The organism is Pristimantibacillus sp. PTI5 (genome assembly GCF_048572955.1).
GTDB lineage: Bacteria > Bacillota > Bacilli > Paenibacillales > Paenibacillaceae > Pristimantibacillus.
The window spans coordinates 2,262,708-2,280,428 of sequence record NZ_CP183886.1 but is presented as its reverse complement, the minus strand read 5'-3'; the positions used below and the strand labels follow the sequence as shown (position 1 = coordinate 2,280,428).

Genomic DNA, 17,721 nt, shown 5'->3' with positions numbered 1-17,721 from the left:
CATTTGCGTCATGGTTATATAAGCAGCCCCAGCCAATCCTCTTCCGTTACCGTGCCGAAATAAAACGGCAAATCAATTCCGGCGATGAGCTGCTTCAGCGCGGAGGCTTCATAACGTGTGCCGATGAGCTTACTCGCAACCTCACTGCTGTCGCCTCGTCCGAAGAAATCGCCGTAAATGACGGCGCCAGCGATCAGCCCTTCTTCCACCTGAAGACGGACATCAAACGTTCCCGCGCCCTCGATCCGCTTTTTCTGCTGCACGTTAAAGGCAGGCGACCGGCCAAAGTTCCATTCCCAGCTGCGGTAGCGCTCATCTGCAAGCTTCCGTACCTTTACCCAGTCTTCAGCGGTGAGCTCATAGAACGGAATTTGTTCCGCCTGGCCGAAGATGGACTGAAGCAGCTTTTCCCGAAACTGCTCGATAGTCAGGGGCTCCTTCAAAAACTCCGCGATATTCGCTACGCGGCTGCGGATGGACTTCGTTGATTTAGACACGTACTTCTCTGCGTTAACCTTGAGCGCGGAGACGACGTTCTCGATTTCGGAATCAAACAGCAGCGTTCCGTGGCTGAACATCTTGCCCCGCGTCGAGAACTGCGCGTTGCCGGATATTTTTCGCTCGCCGACCTGAAGATCGTTGCGGCCAGTCATTTCGGCGGCGACGCCGAGCTCTTGGAGCGCGCGGACCACAGGCTCGGTGAACTTCTTGAAGTTATGAAAGGACTTTCCGTCGTCCTTCCTAATAAAGCTGAAATTCAAATTGCCTAAATCATGATAAACGGCACCGCCCCCCGACAGCCGGCGAACGACGTGAATGCCGTTTTTCTCCACGTAATCCGAATTAATTTCTTCTACGGTGTTCTGGTTTTTGCCGATAATGATAGACGGCTCATTAATATAGAAGAGCAGGTAATCATCGTTGTCAGGCAATGAACGCAATATATATTCCTCTAAAGCCAAATTAAGCGACGGATCGGTAATGCCGTTATTGCTTACAAAGCGCATGGTCGTGTTCCTCCTATGTGAAAGCTCATAAGGGCATTATACCTGCACGGGAAGCAGACTTTCAAACCAAGGGAAAAAGCGTTCGACCGAATGATTGCGCAGGAATGCTAAATGGTCATCGTTATGAACGCGGCGGCTCTATGCAGCGGCCGAAATAATTCGTATAATCTGAAGAGACAAAAGCTTAATGCAGAGGTGAAAACGGTGGAAGCTAAATATTGCATGGCATGCGGTCATGAGCTTGAAACCCGCGATGTCGACGGAACGATGAGAAGAGCATGCACGAGCTGCAGCTTCGTTCATTGGGGCAACTATAGTATCGGAGTGGGAGCGCTCGTCGTTAAGGATGGCAAAATCTTGCTCGTTCGCAGAGCCCAGGAGCCGGGAAAAGGGAAATGGACCAATCCGGGCGGGTACATCGAACAGCTTGAACCGATTCAAGATACGGTGCAAAGAGAGGTATTCGAAGAATGCGGCGTGCAGGCGATCGTCAAAAACATAGTCGCTTTGCGCGATCAGCCTAGAAGCATACATAATCTTTATGTGGCATTTGAGATGGAATATGTGGGCGGAGAGCCTGTTCCGGATCAGGTAGAGGTCGATGCCGCCGGCTTTTTTTCCTTGGAGGAGCTTGAGTCCATGGACGTCGCCAGCTTTACGCAGTGGCTCGTGGATGTCGCATTTCATGGACGGTCGGAAGGCCTGCGGGTAGACACGGACCCTGTTGTTCCGCTTGCTGGCTATGGACTGTTTCGAATATAACAAGAACGGCTAAATGCGTGAGACCTCCCATATGGAAGGTCTCTTTTCTTTAAATATAAGAAAGTATAAATTTTAAACTTATACGATGCTCATATTTCACCGCGAAACGAGCTTTTGCCGCGACGGACGGCACAGCCGTTTACGCTTGAATTAAAAGATCCAGTGTACCCAAAAGGACAATACGACTAACGTAAAAACAAGCGTAAGGGGAATAACGAATGCCGTTACCTTTATATATTGGCCCCAGGTGATTTGAACGCCTGCTTTCCGCACGATATGCATCCACATCAAGGTGGCGAGCGTGCCGATCGGCAGCAGGAGCGAACCGATATCACTGCCAATAACACTGGCTAGGTAAGCGATTTTCAAAGTTAAAGGATCAAGGCCCATGCTCATGAGAGTCAGTGTTCCGACCATGAGGGCGGGATGGTTGTTGAATAGATTGGACAGAAAGCTTAGCAGTATCCCCATTAATACGCTGGCATGCAGGAGGCTGCCTGAGACGAGAGGCTGCATGAGTCGAATGAGCCAATCCGTTAGGCCGATGTTGTTAAGGCCGTAAATAATGACATACATGCTAAAGGCGAATATTAAAATATACCAGGGTGTTTTTTTGAGCATATCGGCAGGTGAAATTTTCAAGTAGATCCAGCGCCAGCCGAGCAGAAGGGCAGATCCGATGACAGCCATGGCAGGAACGGAGAAGTGGACATACGAAGCGATAAACAGGCTGATGCGGACGCAGAAAACGAAGATAAGAATATTAATCATAAAACGATTGCGGTTTTCCTGGGAGACCGGCTGCTGCAGCGGATGGCTTCCCGGCATAAGGCTCCACCGGGCGACAGGGGGCAGTTTTTTCGGGAGCGTGCGATAGAAGGTTATAAATAGCAGGAGCGACAAGAGAAGGAGCCCGAGCGAAGCCGGTACGAACATCATGGCGGTATGCATGTAGAGATCCATGTGAACGATTTTTAAAGCGATGAGATTGACGATATTACTCACGCCGATAGGCGCGCTGGAAGCCGTAGCAATTAATGCGCCGGATAACAGATAAGGTATTTTTTGATTGTTTTTGAGGCCCATATTTTTTAGCAGCAATAATAGGATCGGCGTCGTAATTAAGATGCTTCCGTCGTTGTTGACAAAGAGCGTCATTAGAAAACAAAACAGGTTCGTCAGCCAAAACAGGCGGATACCGGAGCCTTGGGCTTTTTTGGTGAGCAGCTCGGCCGCCCAATAGAAGAATCCAAAGCTTTCGAGGACGATGGCCATGACGATGGTGGCGATAATGGTGACAGCGGCGCCGCTTATCGTTTCCGTAATTTGGCCGAGATCCTGCAGCGAGACACTGCCGCTGAGGATTACGATGGCAGCGCCAATCGTAGCGGGTATCGCCTCATTGACATGCGGTCGCCAAAAGATAAAACTGAGCGTGAACAGAAATGCGCAGATGGTCACTATGATCGTTAGATCTTGCATGATTTAACCTCTTTTCAAGGATGGGGCTCTTTTTGTTTGTTATGCACAGCACTCCTTTTCTAAAGTGAGCTTAAGGCTATTCGGCAGGCTATCAGCCTTAAGTGAAAGCGGCCTCCTCCCTCTTAAAATTTAATAGCTTCGTAATGTAAGTATACGTACGAGATAGAGCATACGTACTGGCTAATGTCCCTATTTCTATTAAAATCTGCTAGTGTCAATTGAAGATGAATGTCTCCTAATGATAGATACCGACAATGGACAGGCGCCTATGGCAAAGCCTCCGAACGACAGTCGTCCGGAGGCTTTTTATTCGTTTTTCCTTACGCGTTTAAAATATTGCGTAGGGGAGATGCCGGCATATTTTTTGAATAATTTGCTGAAATGGTAGGGATCGTCGACGCCGATTAAATAGCCGATCTCGCCTATGCCAAGCGGTGTTGTCTCGATCAGCTCCTTCGCTTGGTTTATGCGTACCATATTGATGTACCGGCTTATGGATAGGCCGGTCACCTGCTTGAAGGCGCGATTCAAATAATCGTAATTGCCCTCAAACGCGAGCTCGATGTCACGTCCGGTTATTTTCAGCTGGTAGTTTTGATGGATGTAATCGAGAAGGGCATTCACCTTAACCATCGATTTCGAGTGAAGGCGGTCGTTGCGCTTCAGCTCATCCATAAAGTGCTCGCGCGACAGCTCAAGGAGCAGCTGCATAAATCTTAGAGCAGGCAGGCTGCGGTTAAAATGCCTCCGTTTGTACAGCTGCTGCATTTCCTGCAAGGCGTGCAGGACAAGATTAAATCTTGTTTTGTCCGCAACCGTATGAAGCTTGGGGAAATAGCAAGCGAACGGATTAATCGATGGAACAGACGGCGTATGCTCGATGAGCGGCGATTGCTCATGCTCCACGATAAAATAGTGGGCAAGAGCATGTATATTGTCGATCTGGACGGATTGAATATCCGGGTGTTCGAAATGAATGTAGTAATAATCGCATACATGCTTCGCGGTGCCTTCATGGTTCAGATTGGGCTCAAGGATAAGCATGTCACCCTTGCGCAGCACATAATGCCGATCTTCTTCTTTGAGGTGGAGTTCTCCGCTCCGGACGAAATAGAGCACGTATTCGTTAATATTGCGCTGAAAATGAATCCATGGGCTTTTGTAGGCAATGAACCCTAATATTTTAAGGCGAGGTACCATATCCACGTTAATGGCCAGCAATTCCAATCCCCCTTCTGCAGCTTGAAAAGTCGCTTTTGTACAAAAAGAGTCTTGATCCGACATTTCCGTTCATTCTAACACAAACTATACTAGGTTTGTAATTGAACCGACTTTAGGGATGGGATGATGCGTATGAAAAAGCTAAAAATCGGAGTTATCGGGCTTGGGGGTATCGCGAACTTTCATATTGAAGGAATAATGGCAAGCGAGAGTGCAGAGCTTTGGGCGATTTGCGATTGTAATCCGGCAGCGCTTTTGGCCAAAGGCGAGGAACTGAATATTCCTGCTGAACGGCGTTACATGGATCATTTGGAAATGTTAAAGGACCCGGGGCTGGACGCCGTTACCATCGGTACGCCAAACAGCAATCATTTTCAAATCGCGTATGATGCCATTACGCATCGAAAGCCGTTTGCGCTCGAGAAACCCATTGCCCTTCATGCCAATGAAGCAAGTATCCTTCGGGAAAAATTAGCGGCTGCACCCATTCCTCATATGGTTTGTTTTACGTATCGCTACAAGTCTGCGGTCCGTTATGCCAAGCATTTGATTGAGCAGGGAACACTCGGCAAAATCAATCACGTATACAGCCAGTATTTGCAAAGCTGGAGCATTAATGAGGAGGTTCCGCTCTTTTGGCGTTTCCGCAAGGAACTGTCCGGATCGGGCGCGCTCGGGGATTTGGGCTCTCATATTTTGGACCTTAAGCGCTTCCTCGTAGGAGAAACGGTACGGGTCTTCGCGGATGCGGGAACGATTGTGAAGGAACGAAGCCTTCTGGGCGGCGAGGGAAAAGGGACCGTGGATGTGGATGATTTCTGCCATGTGCTGGCACGCTTCGAGGACGGCGCCTCTTCCTCCATGAGCATATCCCGCTTTGCTTTTGGGCGCGGAAACTATCAACAGGTCGAGATTTTCGGTACGCGGGGAGCTCTCGTCTACAACCTGGAAGAAGAGGACAGCATTCACGTAAAGCTTGGCGAGGATCAGGCATTCCAAAAAGTAGATATCCCGGACTCGTTCGCAGCGAATCAAATGCAGTCCTTTTTCGATTTGCTGAACGGCAGGGGAGACGGGCTCGATGCGACGATCGAGGATGGTTACCTAAATCAATTAACGCTGGATGCGATTATACAATCCTCCGAGGAAGAACGCTGGATTGCGATCGAACAAGAGGCTGCTAAAAATGTCAGCTAGATAATGGAAGACGGTATCTTGCTGCGTAACCGTACAGAATGGTGTCTTATTTTTCTGGATTTACAGAAAAATAAGACACCATTTTTTTGTTTTCAATATTTTTACAATAGAAACGGAGTAAAATACGACACCTTTATCGCAATGAAAACGGTTTCTCGGTGAATCCGTAATCCGCATAATAAAGGAGCAGCACAAATAAGAGGAGGGTCAAAGACATGAAATGGTACAAATCAATTTCTTATGGGGTTCTAGCAGCTGTGATGGCTTTTACGATTACGGCTTGCTCAGGCGGCAATAACGCACCTGCAAATAACGGAGGTAATGCTCCGGCAAATGAAAGCGGTAACGCTCCGGCAGCAGACGGCAAGAAAGTAACGATCGAGTACTGGCATACCTACAGCGACCAAGAGGAGAAGGTGCTTGCGGAAGAGATTAAGCCTCTTTTTGAGAAAGAAAATCCGGGTATCGAGCTGAAGCTGACAAGAATGCCGTACGAGGGCTTGAAAGAGCAGGTTATTGCCGGGGTTGCGGGCGATGCAGCACCTGATCTCATGCGTATGGACATTATCTGGGTTCCTGAATTCGCGAAAATGGGAGCGCTTCAAGATGTCAGCAAGAACGATGGCTTTGATGATTTGAAAGCCAATATGTTCGAAGCGCCGATGGAGACGAATGCCTATAACGGCGGCTACTATGGCGTACCGGTTAACACGAATACAAAAATCGCGATTTACAACAAAGCGGTATTGGATGAAATCGGAGTAAAAGAAGCTCCGGCGACAATGGATGAGCTTGTAGCGGCTGCGAAGCTTGCAGTCGCAAAAGGCAAGCCGGGCGGCATCAGCATCGGCGGAGCTAACGTATGGGCAGCATCTCCATACTTCTGGAGCCTTGGCGGGTCTTTAACGAACGAGGATTATACAAAAGTCGAAGGTTATCTGAACAGCCCGGAGAGCGTGAAGGCGCTTGAAACCATCGTGCAGTGGAACAAAGAAGGCATTGTAACGCCTACGATTCTCGGCGGAGAGCCAGGCGCTTGGGACGGCATGAAAAATAATGAGTACATGATGATCGATGACGGGCCTTGGTTCTACAGCATTCTGATGAACGAAGCAGAATCCACATTCAAACCATTGGAACAAACGGTCCGCGGCTTGATTCCGGCAGGCGCCGGAGGCAGCCGCTCCGTGGTAGGCGGCGAGGATCTGGTTATCTTCACAAACTCGAAGCATCCACAGGAAGCTTGGACATTCGCGAAATGGATGCTTGGCGACGAGCCGCAGAAGATCATGAGTAAGCTCGGCCTTATCCCTACGAACAAAAATGCAGCAAATGACCCTGCGTTCCTAGAGCAGCCATTCGTTACCGAGTACGTGAAGCAGCTTGAAACCGCATTGCCGCGTACGCCGATTCCGCAATACGGCGAAATGGAAGGCATCGTTAACCTTGCTTTCGAGAAAGCGATCCGCGGGGAGCTTGAGCCCAAAGCAGCGCTTGATGAAGCAGCCAAAAACATTGAAGCGATTTTAACGAAGTAAGCATTATACCGAGGCCTTCTTCCTCTTATCTTAAGGGAAGAAGGCCTCCCAAATGAAAGATTGGGAAGGAGCATGAATGAACATGTCTATACCAGTGGCGAGACAACCGGAACCCAGGCAGCAAAAGCCCCGGGCGGGTTTGCGGTTAAAAAAAGGCATGCAGCAGTGGATCAAGGTACTGCCTTTTATCTTCCTAGGCGTGGTGGGTACGGCTGTATTCGTCATTTACCCGATGATAAAAAACATCATCATCAGCTTCCAGGACTACAGTATTATGCCGAATGCGGAAAATCCTTTTGTCGGATTTGAGAATTACGTAAAGGCATTTACCGATCCGAATAATAAGGTACTGATGGCCATTCGCAATACATTTTTGAACGTGGCGGTAACCGTGCCGATCAACTGGTTCCTCGCGATCATCTTTGCCGTACTGATCAATTTGCATTTCGTGAAGCACAAGATCGTGTTCCGGACGGTGTATTACCTGCCGATCATCACCTCTTGGATCGTGGTCGCGTTTCTGTTTCGCTTCTTGTTTGCCGGCGGCGAATACGGCTTAATCAATTTTATTTTCTACAAGCAGCTTGGCCTATTTCATGCACCGATCAACTTTCTCTCGAATTATTGGTCAGCGATGATCGTCATTTGGTTATTTCATATTTGGAAAACGGTTGGCTGGGGCGTCGTGATTTATTTGGCAGCGCTGCAGGGCATTTCGAAGGAATATTACGAAGCGGCGTCTATCGACGGCGCGAACGGCACAAGACAGTTTTGGAGCATTACGGTACCGATGCTGGGTCCGGTAACCGCGTTCGTCATCATTAACCTGGTTAACGGCGCATTTAACTTTTTTCCGCAGGTTTACTTCATTACGCGCGGCGGTCCGATGGATCAGACGCAAACGCTTCCGAGCCTTATGTATTTGCAGGCATTTAAGAACTTTAACTTTGGTTATGCATCCGCGGTCGCTGTCATGATGGGAATTGCAGTATTTCTGCTGACTTATTCCCAGATGAAAAAATTCGGCAACCAGCGGTTTTTATAGGAGGGGGACGCAATGAAAACGAAATGGCATCTTCAGCTTCTGGTCTACAGCATTATCGTGCTTGGAGCATTGGCTTTCCTATTCCCCTTCGTATATATGATTATGACCAGCTTTATCAAGGGGGCGTATTCGCTGCCGAGGCCTAAGGAAGTATTTTCGGTGGTGCCCAATCTTTACAACTATCAGCTCGTATGGGGCAAAAACAACTTTGCGAGGTACTTTCTAAACAGCTCGCTCGTTACGCTCGTTTCGATGGCGGGAAGCCTGTTCCTTGGCTGTTTGACCGCATACGGCTTTGCGCGGTTCACGTTCCCGGGCAAGGAATTTCTGTTCCGAATGTTTCTGCTTACTATGATGATTCCCGGCGTGATCAACATCATTCCGCAGTTCCTGATCATCAAATCATTCGGTTTGGTTAACACGTACTGGGGCCTATGGTTGATTTATATCGGCGGCGGCGTCGTCGGAAGCACGTTTTTTCTGCGCGGCTTCTTCCAGAGCATCCCGAAGGAATACGAGGAGTCCGTGCTGATCGACGGCGGCGGCAACTGGCGCATTTTCTGGAATATTTACCTTCCGCAATCGATGCCGGCCATCGCGACGCTTGCGGTGCTGTCCTTCCAAGGGACATGGGAAGAGTATTTTACGGCGCTCGTGATTATTAAAGACGAAGCGCTGCGCACGCTGCCGGTCGCGCTGCTTATGTTTAACGACAAGTATGCGACAAACTATTCCTGGGTATTTGCGGCATCAATCATCGCGCTCATCCCGACCGTGCTGCTCTATATTGTTTTCCAGAAGAGATTCGTACAAGGCGGCTTTAACGAGGGCGGAGTAAAAGGATAAATAAACGACTGGGAAGGAAAGATGTCGTGATACACCAAAAAGTAAAGTCGACTGCGCTTGCGGCGATGAGCTGCCTGCTTATTTTGGCGGCGGGCTGCAGCAAAGAGAAGGAAATAGCGGCAGAGTCGGTGGTCAGCCAAGGTATCATGAGCGGACTGTCCACCGACAAAGCCGCGTATCGTCCCGGCGAGAAGGTCACCTTTAAGCTCGATCTGGATACGGCGGAGCCCAAAGCGAAGGTCGTCGTCCAGTATCGCCATCTGGGCGAAATGGTCGGAGAACAGGAGCTAAAAGCCGAAGGCGAACAAATCACTTGGGAGTGGACGCCTCCGAAGGAAGACGGCAAGGGCTATATGGCGGAAGTATTCATGAAGGATAAAGGCGAGATTAAGGACCATCAGAATATAGCGGTCGATGTATCCGCCGACTGGAGCAAGTTCCCGCGCTACGGCTACTTAGCCGATTTCCACGAGATGGGCGAGGAAGAGCTGGCGGCTGTCATTGAAAGATTGAATCGTTTCCACATTAATGGCATCCAATTTTATGATTGGCAGTACAAGCATCATGATCCGCTGAAAATGGATGGGAGCAAACCGGCTTCAGAGTGGCCGGATATTGCGAACCGCGCGGTCTCTTACGATACGATCAAGGGTTATATTGACCTCGCCCACAGCAAAAACATGATGGCAATGAACTATAATTTGCTGTTCGGAGCCTATGAAGGGGCGGAAGCGGACGGCGTTAAGAAAGAGTGGGCGCTGTACAAAGACCCCACGCAAACGAATCAGGATAAGCATCCGCTGCCGGACAGCTGGGCGAGCGACATTATGCTGTATGACCCGAGCAATCCGGAGTGGCAGAACTATTTGATCAATAAGGAAATCGAAGTGTTTAAGCAGCTTCCGTTCGATGGCTGGCATGTCGACCAATTGGGCGATCGCGGCTCGTTGTGGAATGCCCAGGGAGAAAGCGTGAAGCTGGCGCAAGGGTACGTGTCCTTCCTGAGAGCGGCGAAGGAGAAGTTGAATGTCCACTATGTAATGAACGCGGTCGGACAGTACGGGCAGGCCTTTATGGCCCCTCAGGCTCCGCTCGAGTTCCTTTATACGGAAGTATGGGATGGGCACCCGAAGTACGGCAACCTGAAGGACATCATCGACCAGAACAGCAAATACAGCAAAAACAAGTTAAATACGGTGCTGGCCGCCTATATGAACTATGATTTGGCTAACGCGAGCGGAGAGTTTAACACGCCGGGCGTGCTGCTTACGGATGCCGTCATTTTTGCTTCGGGCGGCTCTCATCTGGAGCTTGGGGAGAACATGCTTGCCAAAGAGTATTTCCCGAATAAAAATCTTGCGATTCCGGCAGAGCTCGAGGAGCAGCTTACCCGCTATTACGACTTCCTTGTCGCGTACCAGAACATTCTTCGTGATGGACTCGAAGAAACGGAAACCGTCGTCTCCGGCACGGGAGAAGCGACCGTTAGCGCAGGTCCGGAGCAAGGCAAGATCTGGTCCTTTGCAAAGCAGAAGAACGGCAGCGATATCGTTCATTTCATTAACTTTTCGGATGCGGCGACAATGAATTGGAATGACAGCAAAGGCGAGCAGGCAGTACCGGCGGAGCGCGAGAATGTAGAGATTTCCATTCAAACGGACCGCGAGGCAGCCAGTGTGATGTTCGCTTCGCCGGACTACTATAACGGCTCTCCCGTTAAGCTTAGCTTTGAGCAAAAAGACGGCCATATCACGCTTCAGCTTCCCAGCCTGAAGTATTGGGATCTTCTCATGATCGATTACAAATAGAACAGCAAGAGATAGGCAGACAGACTAGAGCGATACGAGAGAATTTTCGGTCGCTTTGGTTTTTATTCAGCTTTGAAAGCGCTTGCCTGTTGGTTGGCATACATACAGCTTAGATTCCGGCACCAAGAATTTAGGGATTGCGTCTACATTTTAAAACCCATTAAAAAGGAGATTTGGAATGCCGAAATCTAAACGTTCTTTGACGCGAAAGTTTTTTATGATTTCCTTTTCTTGTTTGATCCTGCTGGGGCCTTCGCTGTCTGCTGCTGGCACGCCGAACGTAGTTCATGCTGAGGTATCCAACCGGCAAGCGGTCGTTCCTGCCGAACCGATTAAGAAAATGACCATTGGCAAAGCCAGGTATGCGCCGGGCGAAACAGCGGAATTTACGCTCTCCTTCAACGAGACGGTGAGTTTTAGCGGCAAGCTTGTCCTTGAATTTTATCTCGTGAACCGGTTAGCGGGTAAGGTTACCCGTGATATAACGGTGCTGCAGGGTGCCAGCTCTGATCTCACCGTATCATGGCAGCCGCCTCCAACCGATTTCCGCGGGTATGTGGTGAAAGCTTATATGAAAGGCAGCCCCAACGATTTCAAAACGGCGGCTGTTGACGTATCCAGCGATTGGACGCATTTTCCGCGCTATGGCTATACGTCGGATTTTCCGAGCGAGACCGCCGCGGAGAGCGAAGCGAAGATCAAGCAGCTGTCTCAGGATTATTATTTGAACGGCTATCAGTTTTATGACTGGATGTGGCGGCATGACGTGTCCGTATACTCTCAAACGGATGCAAACGGAAAACCGCTAAAGGATGCGGACGGTAATTTTATTTCTGCTCCTTATGATGCAAGCACCTCCTACGCGGATCTGCTCGGCCGGCATCTGTACCCGATAGCGGTCAAGCAGCAGGTAGAAGCCGCTCAAAAATATGGCTCGGCCGCTATGGCTTACCAGATGAACTATGCGGCCCGGGAAAATTACGAGGATTTCGGCGTGAAACGGGAATGGGGATTATTCAATAAGAATGCGGTATTCCCGAGCCCTGATCCGCTTAAATACCAGAACGGCTTTTATTTCGACTGGGTTCCGTCTTCCTTGTATTTGCAGGATCCGGGTAACCCGGAGTGGCAGTCCTATATTACCGAAGAATACAACCGCTCTGTCAATGCATTTGGATTTGACGGCATCCACTTGGACCAATGGGGCGCTGCGGACAATGATTTCCTGTACGATTATGAAGGAAACGAACGCTTTTACTCTAGAAGCTATGACGAGCTCGTTAATGCCGTTAAGGACTCTTTAACGGTAAACAACGCGAAGAAAAACCATGTTACGTTCAATATGGTCGGCGGCAACGCGGGGTATTCCGAGGTTCCGGATCCGGATACGAAGACGGACTTTGATTACAGCGAGCTTTGGACGGATAAAGACAATTACCGCGATATTAAGAAGGTCATCGAGGATACGAGGGAAGCAAACGGCGGCAAGGCGATGGTCATCGCAGGCTATATGAACTACAAGCAGGCGGTGGGCGATACGGTTGCGGCTGCCGATATTCCGAATGTAGCTAAGACGGTAGAATTCCTATCCCGCATCAATAAAACTGCAGGCTGGGTGGGCGATTTTGGCAAAAAAGACGAGGATCAAATCATTTGGACGATCAACGCCGAAACGGCGGGAAGCTATGATTTGACCTTGAAATACGGGCATGATAACGGGTCCGGAAGCCCAATCGGCAGGCTGACCGTTAACGGGCAAACCATCGAAACGCCGATAAGTTTCGACGAGAAGACGGGCTGGGGCAATCCGATCGCAGAGAAGACGGTGCAGGCTGATCTTCAGGCAGGCGAGAACAAAATCATGCTTCAGTTAAATACGAATGACTTGTGGCTGAACGTAGACAGCATTACAGCAGCTGGGCAAGGAACGGAGCAGGAATACGAGGCGGAATACGCCGAGCTGATCAGCTCGAAGGTGGATAAGTACGGCCATGTCTATTTCTTTGAAACCGAAGGTGATTATGTCACATTTCATGTAGAGGCCAAAGAAAGCGGGATTTATCCGATACAATTCGGTTACAGTGCCGGAACAGCAAATATTACAAGGGACTTAATCGTTAACGGGGCACTCATTCGGGTAGACGCTGCTTTTGCAAAAACAGGAAATTGGGATTCATTCAAGAGCAGCGGTGCTTTCGAAGTTCCTCTTCAAGCAGGAGACAATACGGTCACGCTCAAGCTAAATGGCGAGACGGATACGGGAATGAAGCTTGATTATTTGCAGGCAGGCGGCAGACGCTATGAAGCCGAGAAGGCGGAATCTGGCTGGAAGCCGGCAAAAGCCGCACAGATAGAAAGGCATGAGGGCAAGACTGCCACCGCTTATGTAACCCATATTAAAAATGCACAAGATGCGGTGGAGTTTGAGGTGAATGCGGCTGAAGCGGGCACCCAAACGATTGCGTTCCAATATGCGAGCGACAATTCGCCTGAAGCAGAGCTTTACGTTAATGATGTGCTGCAGCCTGCTCTAACGTTCCCGGACACGAATGGGTGGGGCATAGACGGCAAGTGGGCATGGCGCACCGTCTCCATTCCGGTGAAGGCAGGAACGAATACCGTTCGGCTTGCACTTGCCTCAAGCGGGCAATTTATGAATTTGGATGGAATCCTGACGGGCAGCGAAATGGTTCTGATGGATGATGCAGCGAAGGTTGAGCTCTCCGGCGGGATCACCGCAGGCGGCTCCGGCAATGCCGTGAAAACAGATAACCATAACGGCGCAGCGGACAAATCCGTGAAAGTGACGGTGAATGCGCCGGCTGCTGGCGATTATAAGCTGGGCTTATGGTACCGTTCCGGCACGGACAACACAAACGCAGACATTACGGTTGGACAGACGGCATACAAGCTGGCGCTTTCGAATAATAACTGGTTTAACAATGACTGGTGGGGCTTAGCCGAAACCGAAGTCCATTTGGATGCGGGAGAGAATATGGTTACCGTTAAGCTCGATAACGAATCTACGTATATTAATTTACACGCGGTATCATACGGGATGAAGCTGGAAGCGGAAGGCACCGAAACAAGAACGAACGGCGTGGTCAAGGGGGCGCAGTGGCTTGATGATTTTGGCCAAGCCGGAGACAGCCTCTCCTGGAGCAGCAGCCAAACGGGCGGCCAAGAGGTACCGGTTACGCTTACGTACCGTGCGGATGAGGAATTATCCTACGCGCTCAAGGTGAACGGGATTGCGCATCCCGTCGTATTGGAAGCCACATCGGGAGAATGGCAGCCGTATACGCTGACCGTACCGGTTTTGGACGGCGAGAACGAGTTCAAGCTGCTCCCGCTTAGCAATCAAGACGATTCGATTCAGTTGGACCGCGTGAAAGTAGGAGCAGACGAGCGGGAAGCCGAGCACGTCTCGGTTCAGAAAGCAGGCTTAGCCAGCGTGGTTACCGATAACGAGGAAGTCGGTTACTTGGGCAGCTTTAAGCAAAAAGGCGATTTTTTAAAGCTGACGCTCGGCGCGGTCGGAACAAGCAAGTCCTACGATCTGAAGGTGTATTACCGCAATCCGGGTGAGGCGACAGCCCGAAGCCTTTATGTAAACGGGAAGAAAGCAGGCGCCTTTACGTTTAGTAACACGGGCGAGGAATGGTCGTTTATTACGGTACCAGCCTATTTATTGAGCAGTCAACCCGCAAACACGGTGCTCTTGAAAATGGAGCAGGAGTCGGAGCCGGCAGGCATTGCAATCGACCGTGTCGAGCTGGATGGCTTGGCCTATGAAGCGGAGGCGGCGGAGCTGGGCTGGGAGCCCGTCGTAGCGAAGACAGGCGGAGTAACCTATTCATTAGGCAAAACCGATGACCACGGCAAGGCCGGGCAAACCGTTATTTTCGACGTAAATCTGGAGCAAGCGGCCGAGGAGCTGATTTTCAAGTATAGATCAGGCAATAATCCGGCCTTCGATATTCTTGTCGACGGTGAAGAGGTCGCGAGTGATGTTATATTTGGCGCTACGCCCGGGGGCTGGGACGGCGGCATGGCTGACAAGGTAATTGCGGCACCGCTTTCGGCTGGCGAGCATACTGTTGCGCTTGTCGTTGCTTCGGACGGCCAATATATTAATTTGGACAGTCTCGTCGCCGGAGGCGCGGAGTATGAGGTGGAGGCCGCCGAGTTTGCTCCGGCAGCCCATGGCATTAAGACAACGACCGGAACGGTGTCCGGCTTTGGCGATGAGAATGACTTCCTGACCTTTGATTTAAACTTGAAGGAAGCAAAGGAGCTGGCGCTTGAAATCAGCTATAAGAATGCAGCCGCTTCAAAGCAGTCCGCAATCAGGGCTTTGTATATCAATGATGTGAAGCAAACGGAACTTAGCTTCGGCTATACCGGCGATACATGGTCAACGCTTGCGGTACCCGCGGTTAGCTTGGCGGAAGGCATAAACAAAATCAAGCTGGTGCTGGAGGGCAAAGACGACGAAGGGATCGAGCTGGATTACCTGCTTGCCGGCGGCAGAAGGCTTGATGCGGAGAAAGCGGATTCGACGCCTGCTCTCGTTATTTATAAGGATTTGCTGCTGAACTTCGGCCACACGGGCGACGAAGCGGCATTCCCGGTCGAGGTGGAGCAAGCCGGCGAGACCTCACTGATTTTTACGTATTCGAATGAGGGAGCCACGGCGACTAAGACGTTATATATTGACGATGCGCCCGTTCTTGACGAGAAGGGCAGGCCGGTTCAAATTCATTTTACGCCGACATCCAACCGGGATACGTTCAACGAGGATGTGTACTATATCGTTCCGTATCTGAGCGAGGGCAAGCATACCGTCACGCTTAAGCATGAAACGGCGGATAAAGGCACGATCATCATGCGCAGCCTGACTTTAGGCTTTTTTAATGAACCGTCGGTTCGGTTGATGGATGCGGCGCTTGCCGCGATGGGGGCGACGCATATTGAGCTTGGTACGGCGGAATCCCTGGAGGAAGGCCCGAACATGCTGGCGCATGAATATTACCCGAATCGCAGCAAGAAGATGAAGGCTTCGCTGAAAGAGTCGATGAAGGAATATTACAAATTTATCACGGCCTACGAAAATCTATTGTTCGACAGCAAAGAGGATGTCGGTAAAGAAGTAGCCGTCACGGCAGCAAACGGCTCGGAAATCAAGACGAGCAAGGATGGGACGGCGAATACGCTTATGGCCATCGCCCGCGATAACAGCGGGAACAAGGGCTTTGAGCAGTACGATACGATTCAATTGGTTAACCTGCTTAACAATGACGAGAACTGGCGAAATGCGGCTGCCGAACCGGAACAGCTCAAGGAGCTCAAGATTACCTACGGACTGGGGTTAAAGCAATCGGATGCTCCGAATCTTAAGGTGTATTCGGCATCGCCCGACCAGAACGGCGGGATGTTCGAGGAATTAAGTTATGACTGGAGGGGAACGGATCTCATCATTTCAGTGCCGTCCATGACCTATTGGAATATGATTATTATCGATCAGGAGGATCACGGCTCGAAGGAGGATCTTCCGTCCTCCGGAGGCGGCTCGCAGCCTGGCAGTACGAACGAGAGAATCGTAACGGCAGCGGAGCTGACAGCCGAGGGCAAACAGGCCGCGATTACGCTTCAAGCTGCGGAGGATACGCTTCTGCTGCCGGCCGATGCGATTGCGGGAATGGGTAAGCGAACGCTGGAAATTAAGAAAGGGACCGCGAAGCTGACTTTCCCGGCAGAGCTGCTGGCACAAGCGAAGGAGATGGCCCCGGGAGGCAAAGCGGAATCTATCGTTATTACCTTTAAGGAAGCGGATGATTCGGCGAAGCAGAAAATGTCAGATGCGTTGAAGAAGTTGAAGGGACTCGAGGTTAAAGCAGCGGGCAGCGTCTTCGACTTCGGGCTCGGGGCGGTTCATTCGGAGGGAACGGTTTATTTGAAGGAAGATTTTAAGCAGCCTGTTAAGCTGGATATCGAGCTCGAGCAAGGCACGGACGCAGAGCTCGCAGGCATGTATTACTTTAATGAAGATGCCTCGGAATGGGCCTATATCGGAGGGACCGTTGCAGACAGCGGCCGTTCGATGCATGCCGTATTAACCCATTTCAGCAGGTATGCGCCGCTCGTTTGGGAGCAAGCCTATGAGGATGTGAAAGCCGCGCATTGGGCAAATCAGGCGATCACTGCGCTTACGGCAAAGCATATCGTTGGCGGAAAAGGCAATGGCAGATTCGAACCCTCCGCGGCGATTACCAGAGCGGAATTTGCAGGTTTGTTAACTCGCGCTTATGGCTTGAAGGCCTCCGCCGATGCCGGCTTTAAAGATGTGAAAGCCTCGGAATGGTATTTGGAGGCGGTTAGCGCCGTATATGAGAAGGGCTGGATGACCGGCAAAGGAACGGGCATGTTCGCGCCGCAAGCCGCGATCACGCGAGAAGAGCTGGCGGTGATCCTGAACCGCATTTACTTGGAAGAAGACGCAGCGCAGCCAGAGAACGGCGGCAAACCGTACAAGGATGCCTCGCAGACGGCTCCTTGGGCCAAGCAAGCCGTGGAGCATGCCATAGAAAAAGGGTGGATGAACGGCATAGGCGATGGCCGTTTTGCGCCGAAACGGACAGCAAGCCGCGCGGAAACCGCGCAGCTGCTCTACCGGCTTTTGAAAGAATAGCGTATATCGGAAGTGATGCAGCGCAGCCGGCTCGGCTGCGCTGCTCCGCTTTCGAATTTATCAGGCATTCTATTTAAACCGAGTTAATTTAGGTAAACTATAAGTATCTCTGTTAGTAAGGTGG

10 protein-coding genes are annotated in these 17,721 nt (G+C 50.5%); 7 read left to right on the top strand and 3 right to left on the bottom strand.

Going from position 1 to position 17,721, the window contains the following annotated elements; genetic code table 11:
* Positions 1–14: 14 nt before the first annotated feature.
* On the bottom strand, positions 15–1,007 hold the full coding sequence (locus tag ACN6MW_RS10210; RefSeq protein WP_419875364.1) for a lipoate--protein ligase: 993 nt from the start codon (positions 1,005–1,007) through the stop codon (positions 15–17).
* 204 nt (positions 1,008–1,211) lie between these two features.
* On the opposite strand from ACN6MW_RS10210, the gene ACN6MW_RS10205 reads away from it, so the two are divergent.
* Complete coding sequence (locus tag ACN6MW_RS10205; protein WP_419876318.1) at positions 1,212–1,769, top strand: NUDIX domain-containing protein; 558 nt, start codon at positions 1,212–1,214, stop codon at positions 1,767–1,769.
* A gap of 150 nt (positions 1,770–1,919) precedes the next feature.
* Here ACN6MW_RS10205 and ACN6MW_RS10200 read toward each other — a convergent pair whose 3' ends face one another.
* A complete protein-coding gene (locus ACN6MW_RS10200) occupies positions 1,920–3,251 on the bottom strand; it encodes an ArsB/NhaD family transporter (protein WP_419875363.1) in 1,332 nt (443 codons plus the stop codon).
* A gap of 306 nt (positions 3,252–3,557) precedes the next feature.
* The gene (locus ACN6MW_RS10195; RefSeq protein WP_419875362.1) at positions 3,558–4,535 is read right to left on the bottom strand and encodes a helix-turn-helix domain-containing protein; all 978 of its coding nucleotides are present in this window, start codon (positions 4,533–4,535) and stop codon (positions 3,558–3,560) included.
* A 69-nt stretch (positions 4,536–4,604) separates the two neighbouring features.
* On the opposite strand from ACN6MW_RS10195, the gene ACN6MW_RS10190 reads away from it, so the two are divergent.
* The 6 genes from ACN6MW_RS10190 to ACN6MW_RS10165 all read left to right on the top strand — a co-directional run bounded on the left by ACN6MW_RS10190 (position 4,605) and on the right by ACN6MW_RS10165 (position 17,597).
* Complete coding sequence (locus ACN6MW_RS10190) at positions 4,605–5,669, top strand: Gfo/Idh/MocA family protein (RefSeq protein ID WP_419875361.1); 1,065 nt, start codon at positions 4,605–4,607, stop codon at positions 5,667–5,669.
* 215 nt (positions 5,670–5,884) lie between these two features.
* A complete protein-coding gene (locus ACN6MW_RS10185) occupies positions 5,885–7,207 on the top strand; it encodes an extracellular solute-binding protein (RefSeq protein ID WP_419875360.1) in 1,323 nt (440 codons plus the stop codon).
* An 82-nt stretch (positions 7,208–7,289) separates the two neighbouring features.
* Positions 7,290–8,252: a carbohydrate ABC transporter permease gene (locus tag ACN6MW_RS10180; protein WP_419875359.1), complete on the top strand. Its 963-nt coding sequence runs from the start codon at positions 7,290–7,292 to the stop codon at positions 8,250–8,252.
* A gap of 12 nt (positions 8,253–8,264) precedes the next feature.
* Entirely contained in the window at positions 8,265–9,098 is an 834-nt protein-coding gene (locus ACN6MW_RS10175; RefSeq protein WP_308995523.1) for a carbohydrate ABC transporter permease, read from the top strand.
* A gap of 26 nt (positions 9,099–9,124) precedes the next feature.
* Positions 9,125–10,906 carry a glycoside hydrolase family 66 protein gene (locus tag ACN6MW_RS10170; protein ID WP_419875358.1) on the top strand — a complete coding sequence of 594 codons (1,782 nt, stop codon included), beginning with the start codon at positions 9,125–9,127 and terminating at the stop codon, positions 10,904–10,906.
* A gap of 178 nt (positions 10,907–11,084) precedes the next feature.
* A complete protein-coding gene (locus ACN6MW_RS10165; protein ID WP_419875357.1) occupies positions 11,085–17,597 on the top strand; it encodes a glycoside hydrolase family 66 protein in 6,513 nt (2,170 codons plus the stop codon).
* The last annotated feature ends 124 nt before the right edge of the window (positions 17,598–17,721 follow it).

Excerpts from the sequence above, each read along its gene's own strand:
- ACN6MW_RS10165 (WP_419875357.1), top strand. The coding sequence starts at position 11,085 with ATGCCGAAATCTAAACGTTCTTTGACGCGAAAGTTTTTTATGATTTCC.
- ACN6MW_RS10180 (WP_419875359.1), top strand. The coding sequence starts at position 7,290 with ATGTCTATACCAGTGGCGAGACAACCGGAACCCAGGCAGCAAAAGCCC.
- ACN6MW_RS10195 (WP_419875362.1), bottom strand. The coding sequence starts at position 4,535 with ATGTCGGATCAAGACTCTTTTTGTACAAAAGCGACTTTTCAAGCTGCA.
- ACN6MW_RS10185 (WP_419875360.1), top strand. The coding sequence starts at position 5,885 with ATGAAATGGTACAAATCAATTTCTTATGGGGTTCTAGCAGCTGTGATG.
- ACN6MW_RS10200 (WP_419875363.1), bottom strand. The coding sequence starts at position 3,251 with ATGCAAGATCTAACGATCATAGTGACCATCTGCGCATTTCTGTTCACG.
- ACN6MW_RS10190 (WP_419875361.1), top strand. The coding sequence starts at position 4,605 with ATGAAAAAGCTAAAAATCGGAGTTATCGGGCTTGGGGGTATCGCGAAC.
- ACN6MW_RS10210 (WP_419875364.1), bottom strand. The coding sequence starts at position 1,007 with ATGCGCTTTGTAAGCAATAACGGCATTACCGATCCGTCGCTTAATTTG.
- ACN6MW_RS10175 (WP_308995523.1), top strand. The coding sequence starts at position 8,265 with ATGAAAACGAAATGGCATCTTCAGCTTCTGGTCTACAGCATTATCGTG.